This window comes from Pseudomonas sp. Tun-23181 (genome assembly GCF_057415455.1).
The window spans coordinates 4,405,697-4,430,175 of record NZ_CM171630.1 but is presented as its reverse complement, the minus strand read 5'-3'; the positions used below and the strand labels follow the sequence as shown (position 1 = coordinate 4,430,175).

General features: G+C 66.9%; 20 protein-coding genes. 6 read left to right on the top strand and 14 right to left on the bottom strand.

The features are described 5' to 3' along the window. Nucleotides 1-66: 66 nt before the first annotated feature. Nucleotides 67-2,016, top strand: a complete 1,950-nt coding sequence (locus ACDI39_RS20965) for a pilus assembly protein TadG-related protein (RefSeq protein ID WP_253080413.1) — start codon at nucleotides 67-69, stop codon at nucleotides 2,014-2,016. Here the strand turns inward: ACDI39_RS20965 and ACDI39_RS20960 are convergent. Then, nucleotides 2,001-4,646 (bottom strand): PAS domain-containing sensor histidine kinase, encoded by a 2,646-nt coding sequence (locus tag ACDI39_RS20960; protein ID WP_253090960.1) that lies wholly within the window; start codon nucleotides 4,644-4,646, stop codon nucleotides 2,001-2,003. The genes ACDI39_RS20965 and ACDI39_RS20960 overlap by 16 nt on opposite strands. Beyond that, nucleotides 4,643-5,086 (bottom strand): TadE/TadG family type IV pilus assembly protein, encoded by a 444-nt coding sequence (locus ACDI39_RS20955; RefSeq protein ID WP_225790481.1) that lies wholly within the window; start codon nucleotides 5,084-5,086, stop codon nucleotides 4,643-4,645. Before ACDI39_RS20955 ends, ACDI39_RS20960 begins: the two co-directional genes overlap by 4 nt. Before the next feature lie 75 nt (nucleotides 5,087-5,161). On the opposite strand from ACDI39_RS20955, the gene ACDI39_RS20950 reads away from it, so the two are divergent. Both ACDI39_RS20950 and ACDI39_RS20945 read left to right on the top strand, forming a co-directional pair. Then, nucleotides 5,162-5,632 carry a prepilin peptidase gene (locus ACDI39_RS20950; protein WP_225790482.1) on the top strand — a complete coding sequence of 157 codons (471 nt, stop codon included), beginning with the start codon at nucleotides 5,162-5,164 and terminating at the stop codon, nucleotides 5,630-5,632. A gap of 121 nt (nucleotides 5,633-5,753) precedes the next feature. Next, nucleotides 5,754-6,530, top strand: a complete 777-nt coding sequence (locus ACDI39_RS20945; RefSeq protein WP_225790483.1) for a response regulator transcription factor — start codon at nucleotides 5,754-5,756, stop codon at nucleotides 6,528-6,530. A 429-nt stretch (nucleotides 6,531-6,959) separates the two neighbouring features. On the opposite strand, the gene ACDI39_RS20940 is transcribed toward ACDI39_RS20945, so the two are convergent. The 8 genes from ACDI39_RS20940 to cpaB form a co-directional block, all read right to left on the bottom strand. Beyond that, nucleotides 6,960-7,205, bottom strand: coding sequence for a DUF3613 domain-containing protein (locus tag ACDI39_RS20940; protein ID WP_253081013.1), 246 nt, complete (start codon nucleotides 7,203-7,205; stop codon nucleotides 6,960-6,962). Nucleotides 7,206-7,225: 20 nt separating this feature from the next. Further along, the gene (locus tag ACDI39_RS20935) at nucleotides 7,226-7,903 is read right to left on the bottom strand and encodes a tetratricopeptide repeat protein (RefSeq protein WP_225790485.1); all 678 of its coding nucleotides are present in this window, start codon (nucleotides 7,901-7,903) and stop codon (nucleotides 7,226-7,228) included. Nucleotides 7,904-7,918: 15 nt separating this feature from the next. Further along, entirely contained in the window at nucleotides 7,919-8,806 is an 888-nt protein-coding gene (locus ACDI39_RS20930; RefSeq protein WP_225790486.1) for a type II secretion system F family protein, read from the bottom strand. A gap of 2 nt (nucleotides 8,807-8,808) precedes the next feature. After that, nucleotides 8,809-9,690 (bottom strand): type II secretion system F family protein, encoded by an 882-nt coding sequence (locus ACDI39_RS20925; protein ID WP_225790487.1) that lies wholly within the window; start codon nucleotides 9,688-9,690, stop codon nucleotides 8,809-8,811. Beyond that, nucleotides 9,687-10,943 carry a TadA family conjugal transfer-associated ATPase gene (locus tag ACDI39_RS20920; RefSeq protein WP_486537009.1) on the bottom strand — a complete coding sequence of 419 codons (1,257 nt, stop codon included), beginning with the start codon at nucleotides 10,941-10,943 and terminating at the stop codon, nucleotides 9,687-9,689. The genes ACDI39_RS20925 and ACDI39_RS20920 overlap by 4 nt, the downstream gene beginning before the upstream one ends. Beyond that, a complete protein-coding gene (locus ACDI39_RS20915; protein ID WP_225790489.1) occupies nucleotides 10,940-12,130 on the bottom strand; it encodes a CpaE/TadZ family protein in 1,191 nt (396 codons plus the stop codon). The genes ACDI39_RS20920 and ACDI39_RS20915 overlap by 4 nt, the downstream gene beginning before the upstream one ends. Continuing rightward, a complete protein-coding gene (locus tag ACDI39_RS20910; protein WP_225790512.1) occupies nucleotides 12,127-13,320 on the bottom strand; it encodes a type II and III secretion system protein family protein in 1,194 nt (397 codons plus the stop codon). The genes ACDI39_RS20915 and ACDI39_RS20910 overlap by 4 nt, the downstream gene beginning before the upstream one ends. A 69-nt stretch (nucleotides 13,321-13,389) precedes the next feature. After that, the gene (gene cpaB / locus ACDI39_RS20905) at nucleotides 13,390-14,325 is read right to left on the bottom strand and encodes a Flp pilus assembly protein CpaB (RefSeq protein ID WP_225790490.1); all 936 of its coding nucleotides are present in this window, start codon (nucleotides 14,323-14,325) and stop codon (nucleotides 13,390-13,392) included. Between the two features lie 287 nt (nucleotides 14,326-14,612). Between cpaB and ACDI39_RS20900 the strand changes: the two genes are divergently transcribed. Both ACDI39_RS20900 and ACDI39_RS20895 read left to right on the top strand, forming a co-directional pair. Next, nucleotides 14,613-14,804 (top strand): Flp family type IVb pilin, encoded by a 192-nt coding sequence (locus ACDI39_RS20900; RefSeq protein WP_225790491.1) that lies wholly within the window; start codon nucleotides 14,613-14,615, stop codon nucleotides 14,802-14,804. Between the two features lie 51 nt (nucleotides 14,805-14,855). Next, the gene (locus tag ACDI39_RS20895) at nucleotides 14,856-15,266 is read left to right on the top strand and encodes a response regulator (protein ID WP_225790492.1); all 411 of its coding nucleotides are present in this window, start codon (nucleotides 14,856-14,858) and stop codon (nucleotides 15,264-15,266) included. Between the two features lie 3 nt (nucleotides 15,267-15,269). Here ACDI39_RS20895 and ACDI39_RS20890 read toward each other — a convergent pair whose 3' ends face one another. From ACDI39_RS20890 to pbpC, 3 genes are all read right to left on the bottom strand, one after another. Next, nucleotides 15,270-15,845 carry a PIN domain-containing protein gene (locus ACDI39_RS20890; RefSeq protein WP_225790493.1) on the bottom strand — a complete coding sequence of 192 codons (576 nt, stop codon included), beginning with the start codon at nucleotides 15,843-15,845 and terminating at the stop codon, nucleotides 15,270-15,272. After that, complete coding sequence (locus ACDI39_RS20885) at nucleotides 15,845-16,303, bottom strand: helix-turn-helix domain-containing protein (protein ID WP_225790494.1); 459 nt, start codon at nucleotides 16,301-16,303, stop codon at nucleotides 15,845-15,847. The genes ACDI39_RS20890 and ACDI39_RS20885 overlap by 1 nt, the downstream gene beginning before the upstream one ends. A gap of 255 nt (nucleotides 16,304-16,558) precedes the next feature. After that, nucleotides 16,559-18,913 carry a peptidoglycan glycosyltransferase PbpC gene (gene pbpC / locus ACDI39_RS20880; protein ID WP_225790495.1) on the bottom strand — a complete coding sequence of 785 codons (2,355 nt, stop codon included), beginning with the start codon at nucleotides 18,911-18,913 and terminating at the stop codon, nucleotides 16,559-16,561. Between the two features lie 77 nt (nucleotides 18,914-18,990). Between pbpC and ACDI39_RS20875 the strand changes: the two genes are divergently transcribed. Then, the gene (locus ACDI39_RS20875; protein ID WP_225790496.1) at nucleotides 18,991-19,284 is read left to right on the top strand and encodes a hypothetical protein; all 294 of its coding nucleotides are present in this window, start codon (nucleotides 18,991-18,993) and stop codon (nucleotides 19,282-19,284) included. Nucleotides 19,285-19,553: 269 nt separating this feature from the next. On the opposite strand, the gene ACDI39_RS20870 is transcribed toward ACDI39_RS20875, so the two are convergent. Then, the gene (locus ACDI39_RS20870) at nucleotides 19,554-24,458 is read right to left on the bottom strand and encodes an alpha-2-macroglobulin family protein (RefSeq protein WP_253081011.1); all 4,905 of its coding nucleotides are present in this window, start codon (nucleotides 24,456-24,458) and stop codon (nucleotides 19,554-19,556) included. Nucleotides 24,459-24,479 lie beyond the last annotated feature (21 nt).

The window sequence follows — 24,479 nt, the reverse complement described above, 5'->3', positions numbered from 1 at the left end:
TCACCCTGACTACACTCCTTTCATCGCCGCTGCGCTGCGTGGCCGATGGCCTGCAAAGGAGTGCCCGTGGTTCCCCGTTCCGCTGTGCGCCAACGCGGCGCGATCGGCCTGATGGCCGCCCTGACCCTCGGCCTGGCCCTGCTGTTCCTGCTGCTGGTGGTCGACAGCGGCAGGCTCTACCTCGAGCAGCGCAAGTTACAGCGCATCGCCGACATGGCCGCGCTGGAAGCCGCCGGGCAGCACGCCGGCTGCAATGGCAACGGCCCCCAGGCCAGCACCCTCGCCCGCGCCGCGGCCACCCGCAACGGCCATGCCCCCGGCAACCCCCTCGTGGCCAGCTGTGGCTACCTGCAGACCGATGCCCGCAACCTGCGCATCTTCACCTCCGACACCTCGCGCAACGAAGCGATCAAGGTCGAGGTACGCAACACGGTGCCCACGAGCATTGCCGCCAGTGCCTTCACCCTGGTGCAAGGCAGCGACCTGCCATTGACCACGACCCTCGGCGCCAGCGCAGTGGCTTCGATGCCCCGGCCACCCCAGGCCATGCTGAGCATCCGCAGCACCCTGCTGAAAGTCGACTCGCGTCAGTCGGCGATACTCAACGCCCTGCTCGGCGCCCTCGGCAGCCATGTGCAACTGGACGTGGCGGGCTGGCAAGGCCTAGCCGACGCCGATATCAACCTGCTGCGCTACCTCGACCAGTTGGCCATCGACCTGGGCCTGGACATCGGCGATTACCACCAGTTGCTCAACGCCGATGCCACTGCCACGCAACTGCTGCAAGCGGCCGTCAAGGTGCTGCAGCAGAGCGGTGCTGCCGCTGAGGTCATCACCAACCTCGGCAAGGTGGCCGTGGGCAGCGGCAATGGCACGCTCCTGAAGCTGGGCAGGATTCTCGACATCCAGAACGGCACCACCCAGGCCGGGCTGGATGCCAGTGTCCAACTGCTGCAACTGGTGCAGGGTGTGGTCCAGCTTGCGACCAGCGAAAACGCCGCCAACATCGACTTGCCCCTCAATGTGCTGGGCCTGGTCAATGGCCGCATACGCCTGAAGGTGATCGAACCGCAGCAGGTTTCCGCAGCAGGAGATCCGCGAAGCGACGAGATCGCGGTTCACACCGCGCAGGTACGGGCGTTGGTCTCTCTCGACCTGCCGCTGCTGTCAGGCATCGCCGGGCTGGCCAACGCCGTCCTCGACCTGGCGGCGCCCCTGACCAACGTACTCAACAGCCTGCTCAACCTGAACCTGCTGGGCACGGTGCACTCACTCACCTGCGCCCTGGGCATTCCTTGCAAGGTCAGCGACATCAAGCTGCTGGACGGCAAGCTGCACATCGATATCGGCCTGGAAGCGGCCAAAGCCTCCGCCCGCCTCAGGCCCGGCCCACCAGCCAGCTACAGCTGCGCGCCCAAGCAGTTGAGCGTGCTTGCCGAGAAGGCTGCGGTGAGGCTGGCGGTCGGCAAGTTCGAGCCCCCCGAGACGTTCTTCAGCCAAGGCACCCCCACGGTCAAGGCGCTCCCGTTGATCGACATCGGGACCAACGTCTGTAGCCGCCTGCTGATCCTGCCGCCGATATGCGGCACGCGCGTGCCCTTCGCCGGGGGCGGCATCGGGCTGCGCATCGACAGCAAGGTGCTGGGCAGTGGCGCCACGGCAATGCCCCTGCTGTTCAAGGACGCCAGCGAGCCGCCCGACATCGGGCAGCCGCCCCGCTACCTGTCGATGGCCGACAGCCAGGTCGTCGGCAGCCTCGGCGACACCTTGGCGGGCATCCGCCTGGAAGCCTACAAACCCACCGCCAACAGCGGCCTGGGCGAGCTTCTGGTGCTCACCGCCGGGCTGCTGGACGGCGTGAAGAACATTCTGGAGCCGCTGATCCGGAACCTGCTGAGCCCGTTGCTCGACCCGCTGGTCAATGCCCTGCTCAAGGTGCTCGGCATCGACCTGGTCAACGCCGAAGTCGGTGCCAACCTGACCTGCTCCAGCGGTCGCGCTCAACTGGTGCAGTGAAGCGGCAGGCTGATCCGAAAACACGCCCCCTCGGCGCCATTGGCCACGCTCAGGCTGCCGCCCATGCCCTCGACGATGCCATGGCTCACCGACAACCCCAGGCCCGTGCCGACACCGGCCGGCTTGGTGGTGAAGAAAGGCTCGAAGATCCGTGCCTGCAACTGGGGATCGATACCGCCGCCGTTGTCTTCCACCCACAGGCACAACTCCCCGGGCTGCAACGACTGGCGCATGCAGATCCACGGCGCGTCCCGGCGCTGTTCGAGCAGCGCGTCACGGGCATTGACCATCAGGTTGATCAACACCTGTTCGAGCTGATCCTGGTGCCCCAGCACCAGCGGCTGCTGCTGCGGAGGCTCGATGCGCAGGGTCACCCCCTTGCCGCGCAGCCCTTCGTCGAGCAGGGCCACCGCCCCTTCCACCGCCGCCCAGGCACTGAAACGCTGGCGCTCGACCTCGGAGCGACGTCCGAACACCCGCATGTGGTCGACCAACCGTGCCGTGCGTTCGACCTGGGCTTCGATGCGGCGCAGCTTGTCTTGCAGGTAGGCCGGCTCGACGGCGCCGTTGTCCAACCGTTTCAAGGCATTGACCGTGGCCATGCGCATGACGTTGAGGGGCTGGTTGATCTCGTGCAGCAACCCGGTGGTCAGCTCGCCGAGGGTCGCCATCTTGGCGCCTTGCAGGAGCTGGCGCTGGCTGCGTCGGACCTCGGTGTTGTCACGCGCCACCGCCTGCACCTCCAACAACCGGCCCTGGTCGTCGAACAGGCCACGGTCGGCCCAGACCCACCAGGCATGCTCGTGGCCAGGCAGCTGCAGGCAGACCTGCGCACTGCTCACCGGCTGCTCGGGGGTCAGGGCCTGGAGCCGCTGGAGGAACTCGCCACGCTGTGTATCGGACATCCACTGCCCGAGGTTCATACCCAGCAGTTGCTCCGGCGTGCAGCGCAGGCAGTCGGCCAGCGGCCGGTTGCCGAACAGCAGGGCCAGGTCCGGGCGGTAGCGGCAGATCATCGCCGGCGAATCCTCCACCAGCACCCGATAGCGTTCCTCGCTCTGGCGCACCCGCTCGGCGGCCTCGGTCGCCTCGCTGACATCCAACCACAGGCCGACCACCTCCAGCGGCTGGCCGAGATCGTTGCGCAGCAGGCGTGCCTCGTCCAGCACCCAGTGATAGCCGCCCCGGCTGTCACGCAGGCGGTAGCGGCAGCGCGCCTGGCCATCGCGCAACAAGCTGCGGGTACGCTCCAGCCACAGCGAGCGATCGTCCGGATGCACCGCCAGGCCAGGCTGGTGTGCCTGCTCGCTGTCCGCTGCCCAACCGAGCAGCGGCATCAGGCTGGCACTGAAGAACTCGCTGTACAGCGCACCGTCGGCGTAACGCTGGATGTAGATCACCGCCGGCGAACTGGCGATCAGGTTCTCCAGCCGTGCCCGCGCAGCACCGGCCTGGAGCTCCTGCGCCTTGAGTGCGCTGATATCGAGCAAGAAGCCGCGCAACTGCCGCCCCTGCAAGCGCCCGACCCAATGGAACCAACGTGGCGCCGCCAGGGCATCGTCGCCCGGCACGCGCAGGCTCAGGCTCAGTTCCCCGCTGCTGCGGGCCTGCTCCAGTGCCAGTTGCGCCGCTTCACGATCCGCCGGGTGCACACGTGCCAGCCATTGCTCAAGGCTCGGTTCACGCACCAGGCCCAGGCTGGCAGCGAGGTACGGATCCAGATGCAGGGGGCCGTGCAGCGGCCACGCCCACCACCCCGCCCCCAGCTGTTGCTGCAACGCCTCCAGGTGGTGGGTCTGGCGCAGCAGCTGGGCCTGCCGATGACGGCCCAGCAACGGCTCGACCAGAGCCTGCAGCAGCCCCTGCGCCGCCGCTGTCTGCGGCAGCGCCTGGGCACCGGCGCACAGCAGCCAGGCCTCGGCCTCAGCCCCCTGGCAGTAAGGCAGCAGGAACAGCGAGACACCCCCGCACAGCGCCAGCAGTTCGGGATGCTCGCGGCTGTCGAGCAACGCCTGGGCCGGCAACCGCGTCAACCAAGGTTGCAGGCGCGTGTCTTCGGGCCAGGGCCAGTCGGCGTCGTTGCTGGCGAAGCTGCGCCAGCCAGCCGGCTCGCGCAGCACCAGGCGCAACGCCGGGGCATGCCAGCACTCAGCCAGACGCTGTAACTGCTCCACCACGCACTGTGCCAGGTGCTCCTCGCCGCATTCGCGCACGGCGCGGCCGACCTCTCCCGCCAGTTGTCGCAGGCCTTGCTGCTCATTGGCGTGGGCACGCTCGAGCAACAGGTCGCCAATATCGAACAGTTGCAGCAACCAACCGTCACCGTGGCGCATCAGCCAACCACGGGTGTGCAGGGGATGCCCCATGACGGTGTGGAAATCCAGGTCCAGGGGTAGCCCCTGCCAGTCGGCCGGCTCGCCTTCGAGCACCAGCCAGCTGTGCCGCTCCAGGTAGTCATGCACCCGCCCGCCACCGTGGGCGGGCAAGGCCAGCAGGGTACGCAACGGGCCAGACAGACGCTGCACCGCGCCCTGGGCATCGAGCCACAGTTGCAGGCCCACCGCCAGTGGCACCTCGGCCTCGTGCGCGCTCGGTGGCGCCGCACGCCAGCGATCGAACAGGCCGCTCACAGTTGCAGGCTCGCTTCGGCCTGCAGGCGTTCGGGCAGGCGTGGCACCTCACCGATCAAGGGCAGCACCAGCACCGGCAGTACGCGGACCAGGCGCTCGCGAGGGTAGTCGATCGAGACGGTCAGCAGGTTGTCGCCGCTCCAGGTGACCTTCGTATCGGTGACGACGCTGAAACCCAGGGCCGCCGGCATCCAGGCCAGTTGCTGCCCGACCACCTCCCGGGCCAGGCTGTCGACGTCGCTTCGGTAATGCTCGCCGCCCGGGTCGAGCGCCACGCAGCGACGCACCGCCTCGCTGCTGGCCTGGTTGAACGACTGCAACATCAGCATCGGCAACGCATGGCTGACCAAGCCATAGAACACCGCGAAAAACACCATGAAAACGGCGACGAACTCGATGGCTGCCGCACCTTTTTGCCGTCCCGCCAGGCTTGCTTTCATGTTCGCGTCTACCCTGACTATGACACCTGACTGACAGCATAGAACCGTTCAACGAATAGGGATGGCAATTTGCCAATGCAAAGCATTGTTCTCCTGATGTGGCTTGCCTTGTGCACCGAACAAGATATCCGTGAACGACAGCTTTCCAACGCCCTGACACTGGGTGTCGCCGCAGCTGCGCTGGCCTGGCTGTTCGCCACCGGCCACAGCTGGATCGGCGCCGATCCCAGCGATGCCGGCTGGGCGCTGGCCATCGTCATGCTGCTTACCCTGCCCGGCTACATGCTTGGCCGTTTCGGCGCCGGCGACGTCAAGCTGATGGGCGCCCTGGCCCTGGCCACCAGCCACCAGTACGTGCTCGGCACCTTCATCGGCGCCGGCATCACCGTGCTGGCCTGGATGCTCGCCAGGCGTCGCCTGCTGGCCTTGCTCAGCCCCAAGGTGAGGAAACGCTTGCAGCAACTGGCCGAAGAGGTCGACGAGAAGCAACCGTTCGCGCCTTTCGTGCTGGCGGGCTTCCTGCTGACGGCCGTCTGGATCCCGTAAATGACTACTCGGTCCAGATTCGTCGTACAGCCCGTGTACATACTCGCAAAGTGCGACTAGTGTCTTTAGCGGCCAGTCTCTCTGGCCCAGGAGCAGGACCGAGTCGAACAGGGAGTCGATCGTGAACAAATCCATCAGTGAGGTGAAGCTACTGGTCGTCGACGGCCAGGCGTTGATCGTCGAGCAGTTGTGTGAATTTCTCGAGTACCAGGGCTACGGCTGCGTCCCGGCCCATTCCACGGAGCAGGCCATCGAGCGCTACCAGGCCGATGACGGCATTGGCCTGGTGCTGTGCGACCTGCACCTGCCCGGACGCGATGGGATCGAGCTGGTCCGCATGCTGAAAGCGCTGTCCGGGCGCCGGCGCATGTTCGAGGCGATCATGCTCACCGGGCGGGCCGAAAAGCAGGATGTCATCCGCGCCTTGCGCGAAGGTTTCGCCGACTACTACCAGAAGCCCATCGACCTGGACGAGCTGCTCGAGGGCGTGCGCCGCCAGGAGCAGGCGCTGCTGGAGCGCCAGCGCAACCTGCGTGAGCTGGGCAAGCTGAACCAACGCCTGCAGGAGCTGGCCGAGTCCATCGACGATCTCTACCACGACCTGGAAAAGGCCCGTGGCCTGGGTGTGCAGCGCCGTGCCGGCGATCCCGAGGAGGCCGAGGCCGAACTGCCGCCGAACTTCGAGAAGCTCTCGCCGCGCCAGCTGGAAGTCGCCAGGCTGGTGAGCAAGGGCAAGACCAACTACCAGATCGCCTGCGAGCTGGGCATCACCGAGAACACGGTCAAGCTCTACGTGTCCCAGGTCCTGCGCCTGACCCACATGCACAACCGTACCCAACTGGCCCTGGCGCTGACGCCGCGTTCGTCACCGGTGCACCAGCGCTTTACGGCCCATTGAAAGCCCCTGGCACGGCGGCTGATGCTGTTCACTTAAGTCTGATGTGACATCGATTGGGGCTGCCTTGCAGCCCTTCGCGGGCAAGCCCGCTCCCACAGGATCGTGCATTCCTTGAGGTTTGCAGCGTACTTGTAGGAGATTACCCAGCCTTTGGGCTGCGCTGTCACGCAGAGAACTGATAGTGGCTTTACGCGGCCCCTGTGGGAGCGGGCTTGCCCGCGAAGGGCCGCAAGGCGGCCCCAATGGCTTAAGTGAACAGCATTACTAGCATGGCGGCGCCCTTTTCGCGGGCAAGCCCGCTCCCACAGGGTCCCGTTGCTCTTTCGGTCTCTGTTCCCAGATTTCCCATAGAGCCCGCGCCGCTCTTGAGATCGACGCAGAAGCCGGCTTGCCGGCGATGGGGCGCGAAGCAGTCCCAGATGAGCCAGCTCAGTCACCCGACGAACCAACCGACTGCCAGCGGAAAACCTCGGGGATCGGGTACTTGTAGCTGTCCAGCCAGCGCTGCAGGGCCTGCTCCCGCTCCCGGGCGGTCTGCACCTGTGGCGTCGGCGAGGCCTGCTGGTTGCTCGCCTGCACCTGCAAGAGCGCTTCGGTGGCCGTCTGCGCCGGCTCCTCGGCCAACGCTGCCAGGGGGCCGGCAAGGCCGACCAACAGGATCACGCACTTGAGCATGGGCATCTCCTCCCTTGGATTCAACCGAGCGGCGTCGCGCCACGCCCGCTCGTCTTCAACTGCGTCGCCCGGGCCTGGGCCTCGGCGAACTGTTCGGGCCTGAGCCGCAACCGGGCCACCAGGTCGGCAGCCTGCTGCCAGTTGTCCTGGACCAGCGCGAGGGTCACCAGGTTGACCGCCGGCAGCGTGTTGTCGTCCTTCAGTTCGATCGCGGTGAGAAACTCGAAACGCGCCTGCTCGTGATCGCCCAGGTGCATCAACACCACGCCCAGGTCGTTGCGCACCTTCTCGTCGGTCGGCGCCAGGCGCACGGCCCGCTGCAGGTGACGCAGGGCCTGGGCATCGTCGCCCCGGGCCGAGGCGAGCTGGCCAAGGCCATGCTCGCCCTCGGCCGCCAGGCAACCACCGAGCAAGCCACGGTACAGCGGCTCGGCCTCGCTGCGCCCGAGCAAGCGCAAGACCTTGGCCTTGCGCAGGCGCACCTGGTCGAGCGCATCCGGCAACTGCTGCAGGTGCGCCAGGCTGGCATGGGGCCGGCCTTCGTTGAGCATTTCATCCGCCAGGTTCAGGGCCAACTGCTGGTTGGCGTCCGGCTTGCCGCACTGGGCAGCGCCCAGCAGCCGGGCCAGGCCATCAGGTGGCTGGCCGGCGCAACCGGCGAGCAGCAACAACCCGGTGAACAACAACAGCGCTTTCATCCGCCTCCCCTCCCTTCAGGATCCCAAGGCCCGCGCCAGCGCGGTAAAGCCCGGCCCGGCCAGGACGATGAGCAAGGCCGGGAACAAGAACAGCATCATCACCGCCGACATCTTCGCCGACATCTTCGACACCCGCTCCTGCAAGCGGGTCAGGCGGCGGTCGTCGAGCAATGCCTTGAGCGCCTGCAGCGATTTCATCCCGCCGCTGCCTTGCACCAGCAACTGCCGCAGGATCACGCAGGTATCGATGAATTCGTCCACCGCCAGCAGGTGGGCGCTCTTTTCCAGCTCCGGCCCCAGGGCAAGGCCCGAATCCACCCGCTGCAGTACCAGGCGCAGCTCCTCGCTGATCTCCGGCAGCAGGCCGCGGCCCTCCTGGCTCAGCACCCGCAAGGCCTGCTCGACCGCAAGCCCAGTCTCGAACAGGATGCGCAGCAACGGGATCAGCAGGCTGACCTCCAGGGCAATGCGCTGCTGACGCCGCTGCGCCGCCACCGCCAGCAGGCGCTTGGGCAACAGGTAGCCGACACCCAGGGCGCACAAGGGCAGCACCAGCCAGTGCCCTGGGCCTTCGCCCACCAGGCCATGCTGCAACAGCAACGTCATCCCCACGGCCAGCAACGGCAGCCCCAGCTGCACGGCGGCGAACAACGCCCGCTGACGGCTGCGCCGCCAACCGACCCGGTCGAGCAGGGCCTGGGTCTCGCCGTCGAGTGTCTGCAAACGTCGCCCCAGTGCCGTGCTACCCAACCAGTGCAACCAGTCCCCCAGGCGCTCCTCCCGTGCCATCTGCCCTTGCAGGCGGCGTGCGACCAATTGCCGGGCGCGCCACTGGCGCGCCGCCTGCAGGCCCAGCAGCGCGGACGCCACGAACAGGCACAGGGCGCACAGCAGCAAGGCCATGTTCACAAGCGCCTCATCATGCGCCACAGCACCAGGCAACCCAGGGCCTGGAGGGCGAAGGCGAACAGCAGCATCCACTGACCGTGGTCGTCACGCCACATGGCCAGCAGGTAACCCGGGTTGCCCAGCAGGAAGTAGCCGACCATGGCCAACGGCAAGGCACCGAGGATCCAGGCGGTTACCCGTGTCTCCCCGGTCATGGCCCGCAGTTGCCGGGCCCCCTGCTCGCGCTCGCGGATCAGCTTGATCAGGTTTTCCAGCAACTCGCTGGCGTTGCCGCCATAGTGTTGGTTGATACGCAGGCCAAGGGCGAACAGGCGTAGTTCGTCCTGCTCGTACAGCTCGGCCAGTTCACCTGCCGCGTCCTCCAGCGGCACGCCCAGTTGCACGTTGCGCCGCACCCGGCCCATGGCCGAGCGCAAGGGCTCGCGGGTGCCGTCGATACCACCGAGCACCGCGTCGCTCAGCGTGCGCCCAGCCTTGAGGCTGCGAACGCTGTAGTCCAGCAGCCCCGGCAACTGCTCGATGATCTTCCCCAGGCGCCGGCGGTAGCGCCCGTGCAGGTAGAGGTAGGCCAGCAGCGGCATGCCCGGCAACAGCGCCAGCGCCGCCACCCAACCAGACACCAGCCAGGCCGCCAGCACCAGGGCGAACCAGGCCAGCAGCCAAGGCCGCAGGCTGAAGCCGGCATGGGCCAGCCCGGCACGCTGCAGCAGCGGGTCGAGCCAGTCGCGCCTGGCATTGCCCGTGCGCACGGCCTGGTAGGCCCGCCCCAGGCGCTGGAGGATGCGCTCCTCGCCCCGCTTGTGCAGGCCAAGACGCAGCAGCAGCACGGCGATGCCCAGGCACAGCGGCGACAGCGCGAGCAACAACGGCCCCATCACAACACCCCCTCATGGCGCAGCTTGGCGCCCGCCGGGTTCGGCGCCTCGCGCAGGAAGCCCTCGCCGCTGCGTCGGTCGAGGCGGAACAGGGTATTGGTGACATAGACGTCATCCCGCACCCCGACCACTTCCAGCACCTCGCTGACGCAGCGCCGGCCATCGGCCAGGCGGGTCAGTTGGATCACCACGTCGAGCGCCGCGCAGATCATCTGCCGCAGGGTCTTCTCGGCGACCTGCCGCCCGGTCAGGCCGACCAGCGTTTCCAGCCGCAGCAGGGCGTCCTGGGCGGTGTTGGCGTGCACCGTGCTCATCGAGCCGTCGTGCCCGGTGTTCATCGCCGTGAGCACATCGAGCACCTCGGCGCCGCGGATCTCGCCGAGCAGGATACGGTCCGGGCGCATGCGCAGGGCATTGCGGATCAGCTCGCTGGCCTTGATCTCGCCGTGGCCCTCGGCGTTCGGCGGGCGGGTTTCCAGGCGCACCACATGAGGGTGGTGCAACTGCAGCTCGGCGACGTCCTCGATGGTCACCAGGCGCTCCTGGGGGGCGATCATCTGGCTGAGGATGTTGAGCAGGGTGGTCTTGCCGGTGCCGGTACCGCCGCTGACCAGGATGTTGCAGCGCCGCCCCACGGCGCGCTCGAGGAAGTCGAAGATGGCCTGGTCGATGGCCCGGGTGGCCAGCAGGTCAGCGCTCTTGAGCATGTCCTGGCGAAACTTGCGGATCGACAGGCAAGGGCCGTCCAGCGCCACCGGCGGGATGATGGCATTGACCCGGCTGCCGTCGGGCAGGCGCGCATCGACCATGGGCGAGGACTCGTCCAGGCGCCTGCCGAGCGGGGCGAGGATGCGCTGCATCACCCGCTCCACATGATGGGCGTCGATGAAACGCAGGTCGGTCTGCTGCAGCACCCCGGCGCACTCGACGAACACCCGGTACGGGCCGTTGACCAGGATCTCGGTGACGCTGGCATCGCGCAGCAGCACTTCCAGCGGGCCATAGCCGGTCAGCTCGTCGACCAGTTCCTCGGCCAGGCGCTCCATCTCGTAGCGTGACAAGGCCAGGTGCAGGCGCGCCACATAGTCGCCCACCTGCTCCACGACGAACTGGGTCAGGGCCGGCCGCGCGCCCTCCAGCAGGTTGCGCCCGCTGTCTTCGATGGCATCGATGACGAAACGGTGCAGGGCCCGCTTGAGTGCCTGCGGGTCTGCCGCGGCATGGCGTGGCCCGCCGAAGGGTTCGTCGCCACTCATTTGCTGCTCCACAGGCGGCGAAACCAGGTGAAGGTGGGTGTCGCCAGGTTCTCCGAGCGCCGCGCCAGGCGCTCGCCCAAGCCGCGCAAGGCCTGGGTCAGGCTTTCCCGCGGCGCCAGCTCGAACAGGCTCGCCCCCTGGTTCTTGGCATTCAGGCGCACCTCGGGGCTGTAGGGCAGCACCTTGAGCAACGGCAGGCCGTAGCGCTTGGCCAGGGCATCGGCATCCGGCGCCACCTGGCGCAGGTAGCGGTCCACCAGCAGGCCGGCATGCTCGAGCTTGATGCCACGGTCACGCCACTGCTCCAGCACCTCTAGGTTGCGCCGGCAGTCGAGGATGTTCTGGTCGGTATAGAGGATCAGCTTGTCGCAATGGCTGACGATGGTCCGCAGGGCTTCGCTGTCGGCCTGCCCGGCGAGGTTGACCACGATGTGCTGGAAGTGCTGGCGCAAGGCGCTGAGCAGCATGTACAGCTCGGCGGTGCTCGATTGCGCCAGCGGCACGTCGCTCTCGGCGTAGGCGAGGATGCGCAGGCCGCCCTTGTCGGCCGTGAAGGCGCTGTCGATCAGGGTGGCATCGAGGCGGCGCAAGTGGCGCAGGGCGTCGCCGAAAAAGAACGACGCCTCCAGCCCCAGTAGCGCCAGGCTGTCACCGCGCGGCAGGCCGAGGTCGAGCAGCAGGGTCTGCTGGCCGCTCTCCTGGACCACTCGCGCCAGGTGGGTGGTCAGCAGTGCACCATCGGCGCCACGCTGGGCACCGTAGAGCACGCTCAGGCCACCCAGGCTGGGGTTGCTGGCCACCGCCGGCAGGCGCTTGCCCAGGCGCCGCACCAGCCCGGCCACTTCGCTGGCCCGCGAGCCGTAGGCGACGAAATCGCGTGCCCCGGCGCGCATGGCGTGCAGCACCAACTGGTTGTCCATGCCATCGCCCAGGGCGACGATCGCCAGCATCGGCTTGGCCTCCAGCACACCTTCGATCAAGGCGCACTGGTTGACCAGTTGCTCACGGTCCAGGCCGATGAACACCAGGTTGCTGAAGGTCACATCGACCAGCGCCAGCAACTCGTCGAGGCTGCCGCCGCTGGCGCCGATCACCTGGCCCAGCGGCGCCAAGGCGCCTTGCAGCCAGTGCAGGTCGTCCTCGTTGCGGGTGATGGCCAGGTAGGTCTGGTTCAGGCTCTCGCTCATCGTGATAACCCACTACGGCCGTCGAAGTTGCCGTTTTCCAGGAAGAACAGCTGGCCCCAGCTGGGGTCGTAGGTACGCAAGTGCTCGCCTGGCAGTTGTGGCAGCCGTGCATTGGCCGCCAGTGGCTGGACCAGGTGTGGGGTGACGATCATCAGCAGCTCGGTGTCTTCGCGGTTGAGCGTCGATTGGCGAAAGAACGCGCCGATGATCGGCAGGTTGCCCAGGCCCGGGAACTTGTCCACGGCAGAGCGGGTGTTGCTGCTGACCAGGCCGCTGATGATGAAGCTCTCGCCATCGGCCAGGGAGATGCTGGTGTCGGTGCGTCGCACCTTCAGGCCCGGGACGAGGGTGCCGGCGATGTTCACAGGGTTGCTGTAGTCCAGCTCGCTGACCTCCGGCGCCACCTTGAGGGTGATGCGGTCGCGGCTGATCACCGTCGGGGTCAGCGCCAGGCGTACTCCGAACTCCTTGTACTCGATCGAGACGTTGTCGCTGCCACTGCTCGGTACCGGGATAGGAATTTCCCCGCCCGCCAGGAAGCTCGCGGTGAACCCGCTGAGCACGGTGAGGCTGGGGCGCGCCAGGGTATAGGCGAAGCCGCTGTTCTCCAGGGCGTTGATCATCGCCAGGAAGCGGCTGCTACCGCCGCCCCAGACGATGTTGAAGACACCGTTGTCCAGCGGTATCGCCGGACGGTTGATGGGGACCTCGCCAGGCGTGACAGCGGTAGCGGGCACGGTACCGGGCGAGCCGATCAGGCTATTGTTCGAACCCTTGAAGAACAACCGCGCCCCAGCTTCCTTGTACTTGACCCGCTGCACCTCGACGAAGCGGATATCGGCCTGCACCTGGCTGGGCAACTGCGGGTCCTGGGACGGCAACAGCGCGCCCTCGGCCATGTCCACGCTGGCCCGCCCCTTGACGAACAACATGGCCCGGTGCGGTGCCGGGGCGCAGGCGGTCCACAGCATCAGGCTGGTGTTGCCCGGCGCCACCGCGGTCAGCAGTACGGCACGCTCGCCACTGGCCTGGACGTCGGCGACCTTCGGCTCGCCGACCGCCACCCGGCTGATGGCCACCGGCAAACGCAGCTCCTGCTGCAGGCCCTGGTCCATCTCGATCACCGAGGGTAACTGGGCGAACGCCGCGCAGCCTTGGCTGGCCGCCTCGGCCAACGGCAGCATCGCCATCAATGGCAGGGCATGGCACAACTGTCTGAATATCCGCGCGGTACTACGCATGGCGGCATCCTTGCTGGGTCAGGGAGTCTTGTGGGTAGCGTCGGGCTGGGCACCCCGGATGACCTGCATGCCCGGCGCAGTGCGGGTGGACGGCGCCTTGGCTGGCGCCACCTGGGACAGCTGGCTGAAGCGATAGAGATCGCGGTGGGCATTGGCCACCTGGGGCGTGGCCTCGGGGTCGGACCAGTAGCGCGCCAGCAAGTGTTCGTCGGCGCTGCGCACCGCCAGGCGCAAGGTTCCGGCCTGGGCCGCCAGCATCAGGCGACTGGCCAACGCCTCGGGCACGGCCAGGGCCACGGTGCGCGTGGCGTTGCCCAACGACTCGCGGCGCGCCTTCTGCTCTTCGGCGGTCTGCGCCGGGCGGCCATCGTTGGCCAGGCCCATCTGCTCGCCGACGCTGAGCACGCGCAAGGCCGGCAGTACCACCTGGGCGGTGGCCTGCGGGTTGTTGTTTTCCTCACGCAGGAACAGCAGCACGTCGACATAGTCGCCTGGCCGTACCTGCCCAGCGGCGCCGATCACCTCGTCCACGGCCACCGCCACCGCGCGCTCATGCCGACGGATCATCCGCGCCAGCGGCCCACCGGCCTGGAAGCTGGTTTCGTCGAGCCAACTGCCCGCCGCCAGCGGGCGTGCACTGCTGCGCCCGAGCACCTGCTCGAGCCGCTGGAACGCACCCTCGGGCACGACCTGCAGGCGCTCCACCAGCAGGTCGTCCTCGGTCAATGGCGTGTGGGCGGCGACGTCGCGGCGCAGCACCACGATCGGCGAGCGTGGCGGCTCCTCTGGCCTCACCGGTGCCGGGGCGACCTGTGGCACGGGGGCTTCGGCCACCACGGTGGCCGGTTGCACCGCCGGTACCGGCGGCCGGCTGAGAACCAGCCCCCAGTAGCCGGCCAGCACCGCGGCGAACAAGAACAAGACGGCGAGAATCATGGTCAAGCGACTGCTCATTTCCGCCCTCCCTGCGCCTGGCACCCAATGATGGCAAAAAGTAATTATTTTGCTATTGCACGGTAGCGCAGCGTCGACGATTCGCCATGAGCCGGCGGGCTTTTTCGCAGCCGAAAAATTGACGCGCTGTAAAAACAGAAACTTAGCGCGGCCGTTTCAAACCAATACTTTAGAGATAATGCTTTCTTACATTTGCAGCTTCGCGCAGCTTGGCAATCCTATGGTGGCAAAGGGGCATCACCCATATGGCCCCGCCTACCGCCGCTGATCGCGCAAGGAGTTGTGCCATGTTGCTGCAACAGATCCTTTTCCACTGCAAGAACTTCCTGAAACGCAAGGACGGAGCTTCCGGTATCGAGTACGCGGTGATCGCGGCGATGGTCGCGGTAGTGCTGGCGGGGTTCGTCGGCGATATCTCGGGGCATGTGGATAGCATCATGACAACCATCTCGGAAGCCATAACACCTGATGCTGGTTAATGATCGCCCGCCCCCAATGCAGGCATCTTTCCCCATCCACTGGAGACGACCATGCCAACCTCTTCCTTGCGTCAACAGATCCTCCTGGTCGACGACGAGGAAGAGGCCCTGCTCGAACTCGCCGAACTGCTGGAGAACGAAGGTTTCTGCTGCCACACCGCGACGTCCGTGAAGGCTGCCCTGCAACAGCTCACCCGCCACCCGGACGTGGCCCTGGTCATCACCGACCTGCGCATGCCCGAGGAGAGCGGCATCGGCCTGATCAAGCGCCTGCGCGACCACACGGACCGCCAGCACCTGCCGGTGATCGTCATGTCCGGCCATGCGGACCTGGAAGATGTCAGCGACCTGCTGCGCCTGCAGGTGCTCGACCTGTTCCGCAAGCCGATCTATCACGCACGGTTGCTGGAGACCCTGGAGAATCTGTTTCCCAAACCGAGGATGCAGGTGGTGGGGCAATGAAGCTCATATGAGCATGATGTAGTCATTCAGGGCGCTGGCCGTCTGCGGCAGCCCCTGCTTCAGAATGCATTCAACGAAGGTTTCGGGAGTGTAGGGAGAGCGGACCAGACAGCGACGCATTTCAGCCATAGTGGCAAGCACCGTTGCCTGATCCAGCCCCCAGAGATCCATGATGAACTCATCAGGATGTTGCGCTTGCACCCCGTAGGACTTCAGCGTCGAGGCGGGAAAGTCCTTCAGGTTGAACGTGACGATCACCTCGGCATTGCTTCTGATTGCAGCAGCAAGTACGTGGGCATCATCTGGGTCAGGCAACAACAGCGACTCGCATAGCTGCTCGTATTCAGTGACGAGTGCATCGGGAATGGCGGCTTCCATCAACCGAGAAACACGGTCGAGTTGCACCTGGGCCAGATCCTTGCGATTACGCAGGAGATTTCGTTTCCATTCCTCATCGATCCTCGATGTCCATCTGGCCCTATAGAGTCCCTTGCCCGCTAGCCTCAGGAGCAAATCCCTAAGAGGGGCCGGATACAGTACACATGCATCGTAGATAGCGATGAAGGACGACTCCCGCATCAATAGCCCAGCCCAAGCTCTTCAGAGAGGTTTGCAAGCTCATCCAAGGCCTTGCGGCTGGCTTGATCCCTTTTTTGCTTGTAAGTCATGAGGTCCGAGAACAGTACCCGACGATGGCGGCCGGCCTTATGGAAAGGCAGCTTCCCCTCCTCCAGCAGCTTCACCAGGTGTGGACGCGAGACATTCAGTAAGTCTGCCGCTTCCTGCGTCGTCAGTTCGGCATGTATCGGCACCACCCGGACTGAGTTTCCTTGCGCCAGCTCTCCGAGGATATCCACCAACAACCGCAACGCGCTGGTCGGCAATTCGACCGCATGGGCCTTGTTGTCGGTGTCGTAGATTTCGATTCGTTGCATCTGTGTCTTGGTACAGAGAAAAGCCGCAAGGTCCCGTTGCCCTTGAACCGCCGCGGCAATCTCTCGAGACTCTGGAAAGTCGGCTCGTTTCGACAAGCTCATGACCACGCTCCCATTCGCCATGCCATTACTCTCCGACTCTAAACGAAATAATCGAAAACTCAAGACACGCTCCCCTGCCTGCACGCATGCGCAAAGGCTAGAGGGGTGGGCTTTCCCATGCAATCGGAAGGCGATCGACAAATCGCGTAGGGCAAGTCCTAGGCTGTAAGGCATCAAACCAGCCCACTCGCGGGACAAACCGGTCAGTCAAGTGACACTGGGGCTGCTTCGCAGCCCATCGCCGCCCCGCTCCCTTCACTCGTTCACCTGAAACTCCACCCGCGCCGTCTCACCGCTTTCATCCAGCGCACTGAGCTCAATGTGCCCGGCCTGTTCGAAACGCACCAGCAGGCTGTCCTGGCCACGGGTCTCGCCCAGGGGCCGGCCATTGAGGAACCACCAGCGCTGGCCGCCGCCGCCCAGTGCCGAGACGTGCAGTTGCAAAGGCTCGCGGCTGGTGGCCGGACGGCGCAGGTTGTCGCCGGGGCGCACCCCGACGATCGACAACGGCGGCGCGCTGGCCGGTACCTGTGGCGGGCAGGCGGGGTCCAGCGCCGGCAGGCGTGCGGCACGGCGCTCTACACGAGGCAGCCAGGGCTCCAGTGGCGCCGGCCACAGCGCCACGTCGCGGGCCTGGGCGCCGCTGCAACTGGCATCGACCCGCAGCCCTTGGTCATTGACCCAGACCGTCTCGCGCAACCCCAACCCCAGCGGCTGGTCGGCCGCCTGCAAGGTCGGTGGGGTGGTGCCGTCGAGGGTCCAGGCGAAACGCTGGCGGCGGCAGTTGGGGTCCTGGCGCGGCATGGGCTGGCCCAACGGCCAGCAGATCGCCGCCACGCCAACGCTCGCCGGTACGTGCTCCGCCGGCGCGGCGATGCCCCGCTGGCTGTCGCGGTTGCTCAGCAGGTCATGCACCTGCAACATCAACGGCGCCGCCGAGGCCAGGCCGAACTGGCCGGGCACCGGGGTACCGTCGGGGCGCCCGATCCACACGCCGATCAGGTAGCGTGGCCCCACACCGACCGACCAGGCATCGCGAAAGCCATAGCTGGTGCCGGTCTTCCAGGCCAGTTGCGTGCGCGGCACCAGCTCGGCATGCCGATCGCGGTCCGGCCGGGCCTGGCCGCTGAGGATACGGCGAACGATCCAGGCCGAACCGGGCGACAGCAGCCGCCGCTCCAGCAGTGGGTCCTGGGGCTGCAGGCGGATACGCGCGCTCTTGCCTTCGCGGGCCAGTGCCGCATAACCGCCGACCAGGTCCTCCAGCCGGCTACCTGCCCCGCCGAGGATCAACGACAGGTTCGGCTCGGCCAGGGGCGGCAGCATCAACGGCATGCCGCCCATGCGCATCTGCGCAGCGAAGCGCTTCGGCCCGTAGGCCTCCAGCAACTGCACCGCCGGCAAGTTGAGCGACAGGGCCAGGGCCGAGCTGGCCGAGACCGGGCCGCTGAAGCCCATGGAGAAGTTGCCGGGACGATAGTCGCCGTAACGCCGTGGCACATCCTGCAGCAACGACTCGGAATGGATCAGGCCATCGTCCAGGGCCATGGCGTAGAGAAACGGCTTGAGCGTCGAGCCGGGCGAGCGCAGGGCATGGACCATGTCCACATGACCAAAGCGGCGTGCATCGTTGAGGTCGAGGGAGCCCAGGTAGGCACGCACCGCCATGGTCTTTGCCTCGACCACCAGCAACGCCGCCGAGGTGCGCTCCGGCAGCCGGGCCCGCCAGCCCAGCAGCAGGTCTTCCAGACGCCGTTGCAAGGCCGCATCGAGGGTGGTGCGGATCAACGGCGGGCTACCCGGGCGGTTCAGCCGACGGGCCAGCAGGGGCGCCAGGGCTGGCTCCTGGCGCGGCGCGAGGAGCAAGGGTTCCTCACGCGCCTCCTCGATCAGCCGGGCCGGCCACACCTGGTACTCGGCCAGGCGCTGCAAGACCTTGTCGCGGGCGCGCTGGGCACGTTCGGGGTGGCGGTCGGGACGCAGCCGGCTGGGGGCCTGGGGCAGCACGGCAAGCAGCGCCGCCTCGGCCGGGGTGAGGTGCTTCGGCGACTTGCCCAGGTACGCCCAGCTGGCCGCCGCCACGCCCTGCAAGGTGCCGCCGAAGGGGGCACGGTCGAGGTAGAGCTGCAGGATCTCGCGCTTGGACAGGTGCCACTCCAGTTGCACGGTGCGCCACAGCTGGCGCAGCTTGCCTGCCAGGGTGCGGTCGTGCGGATCGAGCAGGCGCGCCACCTGCATCGACAAGGTGCTGCCGCCAGAGACCACACGCCCACCGCGCAGGTTGAGCCAGGCCGCCCGGACCAGGGCCAGCGGGTTGATCCCGGGATGATGGTAGAACCAGCGGTCCTCATAGGTCAGCAGCGCCTCCAGGTACAGCGGCGACACCTCGTCAGGGCTGACTGGGTAGCGCCATACGCCCTCGGCATCGGCGAAACGCCACAGCGGTGTGCCGTCCTCGGCCAGCACCACCCGCGCCTGGTCGTCGCCTGGCAGGGGCAAGGGCCATAGGCGGTCAGCCAGCCACAGCAGCGCCACGGCCACCAGGCCGGCCACGCCGACGCCCCGCAGGGCCCTTGCGGTGCGCGTACGCAGGCAGGCTAACATTGGCATCGGGAACCGACCTGGCCAGCTAATGGCCAAAGGCTTGGGAACGGCACCCACGCCGATTCGATCATCAGGAAGCGACTATGCATGTAGAAGGTTTTTTCGAGTGGCTGGGCCAGGCACTGGGTTCGTTGATCCGCTTCATCGTCGACGGATTGAGCGGCCTGTTCAACCTGCTGGCCAACGCCGGGGGTAATTTCATCGATGGCCTGGCACGCACGCTGGGGATGGACACCTCGCTGGTCAGCATCCTCGCGCTGGTCATTGGCCTGATGCTGCTGTACTCGGCGGTGCGCGCGTTCATGCGTGCCTCGATCATCCTCGGGATCATCTGGTTACTGCTCGGGCTGTGGGTGTTGAGCTGGGTGGTGCACTAGTAGCGGAACACAAGCTGCAAGAAAGGCCAATAGCAGCCTGGCCAGCCTGTTAGGCGGCAGTGGGGCTGCTTTGCAGCCCATCGCCGGCAAGCCGGCTCCCACAAGGCCCGCTGCATGGCACATGATTCGCGAACACCACAAGCCCCTGTGGGGCTTGCCGGCGATGGGGCGCGCAACGCCCCCAAAATCTGAAAGTCACCACTGCCCGCACTGGCCGGCGCCGGCTGTTTTTTCTTACCGCTTGCAGCTTGCGGCTCGAAGCTCGAACGTCAGCGACCTCTAACGATCACCTCCCCCTGCCCTTCCCCGACCGCCTGCAAGTTCGGCCGGTACATCGACTCCACCTGCGGCGGCGGCACGCGGTAGGTGCCTGGCGTCACCGCCCGGGCCAGGTACAACAGGTGCGTGGTGCCATAGCTGTCGAGCTTGAGCGCCGCCACATAGCGGTCGTCGCGGAACTCCTGATGCACCACGTTGGCGTTCTGCATCGATTCGCGCCACTGCCTCACCGTGCTGCTGGCGTTGTCCAGGCTGGCAGCGCTCTGCGCCAGGTTCTGGTTCTCCAGCTCCAGGCCCGCCGGCAGCAGGTCGACCACCAGCGCATCCGGCACCTGGGTACTGGCCTTCAGCGCCAGGTGCACCAGCACCAGGTCGCCACTGCGCAGGTTGCGCAGGTCCAATGGCTGGCCGTTCATGCCCAGGTACTCACGGCGGATCTCCAGGCCATTGCCGCCTGCCGCCGGTGCTTGACGCGGATAGCCGGAGAGGGTCAGTTGCTGGTAGAGCGTCTCGCTGCCTTCATTCTGCACGGTCAGCGGCGACCTCAGCAGCGCCCCTTCGAGCTTCATGCCCGACTCGGCATTGTTGAACGCGCGAACCTCCCCAGCGCTGTCCAGGCGTGCCTGCCACTGGCCTTCCGGCTTGCCCAGCAGGCCGCGGCCGGCCAGGTACAGGGCGTTGCGCTCCTGGGTCGACAGCCAGCGATTGGCCGCCAGTTCGTCAGACAGCGCGAACAGGCGCTGGTCGACCTGGTCGCTGGCCAGCTCGTTCTCCTGCAGCAATGCCAGGATCAGCGCCTGGTCACGCAGGGCACTGCCATAGTCGGCCATCCAGCCCTCGCTGCGGCCGGCACCCAGGCCTGCCTGCAGCGCCTGCTGGGCACGAGGCTTGTCGCCCATCTTGTCCAGCGCCACCGCCAGTTGCACCAAGGGCAGGCCGGAGCGGGCATCGCTGCGCCGTTCGAACAGGCTGCGCAGAGCGCCCAGCGGAGCCTGCTGGTTGCGCGCCAGCACCAGGGCCGCGTAGGCCTGCACGGCAAAGCGGGTGTGATCGGCGTTCTGGCTGTAGTCCACCTCGATCAGGTTGCGCTCCTGCACGTAGCGCAACAGGCGCTCGTTGGCCTTCTTCAGCGCCTCGGCCGGCACGCCGAAGCCCTGCTCGCGGGCGCGCAGGAGGAAATCGGTGACATAGGCGGTCAACCAGTATTCCTCTTCGCTGTCCGAGCTCCACAGGCCGAAGCTGCCGTTGTAGCGCTGCATGCCCAGCAGGTGCTCGATGCCCATCTCGATCTTGCGCTTGCGCACATCGGCCGGCTCGCCCTTGATGCCCAGGCGCTTGAGGCTCTCGGCATCGGCATAGAGCGACGGGTACAGCCCGCTGGCGGTCTGCTCCAGGCAGCCGTAGGGGTATGCCTCGAGGGCGCGGATCTGCTCGGCGAGGTTCAGCGGCGGGCGGCTGGAAAGCGCCAGGCTGGCTTCCAGGCCGGCCGGTTCGAACGCCGCCAGGTCGCCTTCCGGCAAGGTCCAGGGCTGGTCCTTCAAGGCGACGCGATAGTGCTTGAGCATCGCTGGGTAGGCCGGTCGAATGCCCAGGGTCCACTCACGCTCGAAGGCGTTGACCGGTTCGCCCGGCAATTGCAGGCCCTCGACCCGCACCTGCACCTTGCCCTGGCCGAGGCCGCCCTGGGCCTGCACCGGGATCAGCAAGGTCTTGCGCTGGCCCTCGGCCAGGCTGACGCTCTGCGAGCCCTCGCCGGCCAGGCTCAACTGGCCCCCGGCGCTGACCTGCACGCTCAACTGCTGGGCCCGCCCCGACAGGTTGGCCAGGTCCAGGGCCAGGCTGGTGCGGTCGCCGCCGGCGAGAAAGCGCGGTGTCGACAGTTCGGCGATCAGCGGTGCGGCAACCACCGTCTTGCCTTCGGCCATGCCGAAGCGATCGTCGCTCCAGGCCTGGGCCATCAGGCGCAACTCGCCATTGAAGTCGGGGATCTCGACGGTGGCCTGGCCCTCGCCCTGCGCATCGAGGGTCACCGGCAGGCTCTGCTGGGCGACGATGGTCACCGTGGTGTTGGGGCGCTTGCCGCCCTTGGCCATGGCCGCGTCGCCACCGAATGCCAGGCTCGCCAGGCGGCCCTGGCCGGCTTCGATCAACTGGCCGTAGATGTCCAGTTGGTCGGCGCCGTAGGCCTTGCGGCCGAACAGGCTGGCGAACGGGTCGGGGGTCTTGAAGTCGGTGATGTTGAGGATGCCCACGTCCACCGCAGACAACAGCACATGCACGTGCCTGGGCGTACTGCCATCGGCATTGGCGGCCTTGAACTTCACCGTCAGTGGCTGCTTGGGCCGCATCTTCTCCGGCGCCTGCAAGGTCAGGGCGAGCTTGCGCTCGGTGCGCTCCAGTGGCAGGTGCAGCACACCCACGGCGCGCTTGGGCGTGGCGTTGGCCTTGCGCTCGCCGGGGCGGATCACCAGCGCGCTGATGTACAGGTCATGGCGCGCCCAGTTCTTGTCCAGTTGCACGTCGAAGGCCTTGCCCTCGGCAGGCACCTCGATCTCCTGCCACCACAGCGGACCGTCACTGGACTCGATCATCAGGTAGCCGCTGCCGGCGGCTGGCGGGGTCACGGTGACCTTGGCGGTGGCGCCGTCGGCATAGGCCGGTTTGTCCAGGGCCAGCTTGACCTGGTCTGGGCGCACCGCACCGCCTTCGGCGTTGTCCTGGGCGCGGTAGCCGGCCCAGAAACGCGCGCTGGAGACCAGCCCGGTCTGCGGATCTTCCACCTCGACCCGGTACGGTCCCCACTCGACCTGGAAGCTCAGCTTGGCGGTACCCCCGGCCTTGACGCTGACGGTCTCCTCGCTCTGGGTGAGGAACTTCTCGTTGTAGTTGTAGCTCCAGCCGTCACTCTGGGAGTAGTTCCAGTAGTAGTCGCGGCGCTCGCGGACCAAGCGCACCTTGAGCGCATCGGCGGCCAGCTTGTGGCCTTCGCGGTCGGCCACCAGGAACTCGAACTGCACCGGGGCATCGCCATCGGTCTCGTCGCCGTCGAACAGGCCGCGCAGCCCCGGCAGGCGCTCGGCTGGCCAGATCGGCTGCTCGAGACGGCGGGTGATCGGCCGGCCGCCAGACTCTTGCAGGCTGGCCTGGACGGTCAGTTGCAGGGGCGAACGGGCCTCGGCCCAGCGGCTCTCGATGTCCAGACGGGCCTTGCCGGCCTGGTCGAGGGTGACTTCGTCCAGTTCCAGGTCCTGGTTGAGCTCGCTCTCGGTGACCGAGCCGAACTGGTAGCCCGGCAACGCCGGTACCGCCTCGCGCAGAGGGCGCAGGTAGGCCTGCCCGCTCAGGCGGTTGCCGGCGGCCGGGGCGCCATAGAGGTAGCGGCCATTGACGTGGACATGGGCCGTCTGCTCCGGGCTCAGCGGCGTGCTGCTGCCCTTGAGCTCGAGGGCCAGGCGCTCGGGCAGGAAGTCTTCGACGAGGAACTCATGGACCTGCTTGCGCCCGCCGCCCAGGTCGAGCAACAACTGCCAGCGACCTGTCGGCGCCTCGCCCGCCAGTTGCAACTGATACTGGTACAGGCCATTGGCATCGGCCTCCCAGACGAACTTGCGGCTGACCTGCTCATCGGGCCGGCGGACCTCCACGGTCACCGGCTGGGCCTTCACCGGCTTGCCGTCCTGGTCGCGCAGCAGGCCATTGAGCAGCACGGTCTCGCCCGGACGATACAGGTCGCGCGGGCCGAAGATGAAGAACTGCAGCGGGTTGGCCTGGGGGCCGGTGATATCGAACTCGGCCAGGTCCAGGGCAGCGGTGTTCAAGCGCAGCAGGGTGGTGTGCACGCCCTGGGTGGCGATCAGGGTGTCGGCCTTGGGCGTGATCGGCAACTGGGCATGGCCGCGACCGTCGGTCTCGGCCTGGGCCAGCAGCTTGCCCTTGCCGTCGTGCAGTTCCAGGTTCACGCCTGCCAGTGCCTTGCCGCCCTCCAGGGCCTGGGCGAACACGTCCAGGCGGTCGCGGTAACGGTGGGCGGAAACGCCGATGTCGCTGAGGGTGAACAGGGTCGCCGGCTGCGAGTAGTCGTAGGTACCCGAGGCGCGCATCACCGCCAAGTACACGCCTGGCTCCTGCAACGGCTTGATCCCGGCGATCGGCAGCAACACGGTTTCACGGGTGTTGCGTGCCGGGTTGAGGTCGAAGCGGCCGCTGTAGACCAGGTCGGCCATCTCCAGGGTCTCCTTCGACTGGTAGTCGTACAGGCTGCTGTTGCGGCCCCAGTTGACCAGGAAACTGGAGAGCATGTCCGGCTTGATGCGGAAGAACTCCACGTCGACCTTGTCGACGTTCAGGGCGATCACCGGCAGCCCTTCTGCCAGGCGCGTGGGCAGCAGCGAACCACGGCTGGCGAAGCCCACGGTGGGTTGCAGGTCGCGGGTTTCCAGGCGACTGATCGACTCCTTCTCCAGGCGCTTGCCATTGACCGCCAGCAGGCCCTTGTCGACGGTCAGCACCAGCTTGCGCTGGGGTTCCAGGTGGCGCAGGCGCAGCTCCATCTGGTTCTCGGCAAGCTCCCAGGCACCGTCGACCTTGCCCTTGACGGTGTCGACCAGGTGCACCTTGGCGGCGAAGTCCTGGTTGGCATCCAACGGCGCGGAGAAGCTGATCGACAGGCTGCTGGCGCCGTCGAGCTGGACCTCCGAGACGTCCAGCACGGTCAGCTCACGGCCTTCGTAGCGCTTGGCGAGGGCGGCCGGGTCTTCTTGCCTGGGTGCGGCGGTTTCGGCAGGGGCAGTGGCGGCCGGCTTTTCGGCGGGCGCGGGCTGCTTGTCCGGCGAGGAAGAATCACAGGCACTGAGCAGGGCCAGCACGCAGGCCAGCAACAATCCTTTGTCGAGCATGGGAAGGAAACTCTTCGGCAG